We start from the raw sequence: 1,680 nt of genomic DNA on the forward strand, positions 1-1,680 counted from the left end.
GCCTACCCGCGACCATGGCGGCGCTGGGCGACTCGATCAGCACCGGCTTCGGCTCCTGCCTGGTACTCACCTCCTGCCGGCGCAACTCGTGGTCCACCGGTGACGGTATCCGGGTGGAGAGCCACTACCGCCGGCTGCTCGACGCCCGCCCGGCGATCCGCGGCCGGGCGCGCAACCACGCCGCTGCCGGGGCGCGCGCCGACGCGCTGGCCGGGCAGGCCGAGGCCGCCGTACGCGACCGGGCCGACTACGTCACCGTGCTGATCGGCGCCAACGACGCCTGCCGGGGCGACATCGACCGGATGACGCCGGTGTCGACCTTCCGCAGTCAGGTCGACCGAGGGCTGCGGGTGTTGCGCGAGGGCCGGCCGAAGGCGCGGGTGCTGGTGGCCAGCATCCCCGACCTGAACCGGCTCTGGGAGATCGGGCACACCGAGCCGCGGGCCGTCCGGGCGTGGCGGACCGGTATCTGCCCCGCGCTACTGGCCAACCCGACCTCCACCGCACCCGCGGACCGGGCCCGCCGGGCCGCCTTCCGGGAGCGCATCGACGCCTACAACGCGGAACTGAAGGCCGCCTGCCGGGCGTACGGGTCGCGCTGCCGGCACGACGGCGGCGCGGTCCACCGCGCCCGCTTCACCCTCGCCGAGGTCAATTCGCTGGACTGGTTCCACCCCAACGCCGCCGGGCAGAACCGGCTCGCCGAGGTGACCTTCCCGGCCGCCGGCTGGCGACTCTGACCCCCGGCCTGCAGCCGAATGATCGACTCGGCCTGCGACAAACAGGGTATCCGCGGCCTCAGACACCGCCGTCTGCCGCATCCGGAGGCGATCACGGCGGGGGTTCGGGCGGCCCGGGCGCCGGGGTGCAGGCTCATGGGCCTGCGGAGGGCACGGGCCTGGCCACCGGCACCACCACGGCACCGCCGGACGCCAGGTGCCGTGGCCCGATTCCGTGCCGCAGGTGTGGCTCCCTGGGCTCAGGGCTGCCGGGGCTGCGGCAGGCCCGGCCGAGTGGCCCGGTACAGCGCCCGGGCCCGTTCGGCGAGATCCTTCGTGGCCGAGGAGTTGGCCCAGGTGCCGAGGATGATCGCGGCGCCGGGGACGACCTTGGCGAACATCCGCTTGGCGGCCCGCATGCCGGCCATCCGCGCCAGCCGGACGCCGAGTTGCAGCATCACCCGGCCGAGCGGACGCTGCGCCCCGTGACCGAAGAGGGCCCCGGCCCGTTCCCGACCGGCGGCCACCCCGAGGGCCAGCCGGGCGGTCTCCGCCACCTTGTGCACCTTCTGCAACACCAGCAGGTCGGTGGCCCGGTCCGGGTGAACCGGGTCGATGCCGTACGCCGCGGCGATGTGCAGCACCATCCGGGCCTGCGTCCAGGCCAGCACGCCGACGTCGATGACCGCGCCGGGCAGTCCGGCCGCCCCGGAGACCGCCCCGGAGAGGCGGGCCCGGTTGACGAACCGGCGGACGGCCTGGTCGGCGAGCTGCTCGGCGGTGGCGTCGGACCGTTCGGCGCGGGCCCGGACGGCCCACTCGGCGGCCTCCGGCCCGAGCCGGCGAACCGCTTCCAGGGCGAGGTGTTCCGGCGCGTACTGCGGGTCGTCGCGCATCCGGTCCCAGAGCGTCGCGGGCGGCGCCTCGGGAGCATCCGCCGTGCCGGGCACGGCTGCCGGGG

General features: G+C 75.8%; 2 protein-coding genes. One reads left to right on the top strand and one right to left on the bottom strand.

Annotation, left to right across the window (positions count from 1 at the left end):
- The first annotated feature begins 14 nt into the window (after nt 1-14).
- Complete coding sequence (locus tag E1182_RS30445; RefSeq protein ID WP_132271177.1) at nt 15-740, top strand: GDSL-type esterase/lipase family protein; 726 nt, start codon at nt 15-17, stop codon at nt 738-740.
- A gap of 239 nt (nt 741-979) precedes the next feature.
- On the opposite strand, the gene E1182_RS30450 is transcribed toward E1182_RS30445, so the two are convergent.
- Nucleotides 980-1,669 carry an EcsC family protein gene (locus tag E1182_RS30450; protein WP_243706508.1) on the bottom strand — a complete coding sequence of 230 codons (690 nt, stop codon included), beginning with the start codon at nt 1,667-1,669 and terminating at the stop codon, nt 980-982.
- Nucleotides 1,670-1,680: the final 11 nt, after the last annotated feature.

The sequence above is a fragment of the Micromonospora sp. KC721 genome, assembly GCF_004348355.1.
Lineage (GTDB): Bacteria > Actinomycetota > Actinomycetes > Mycobacteriales > Micromonosporaceae > Micromonospora.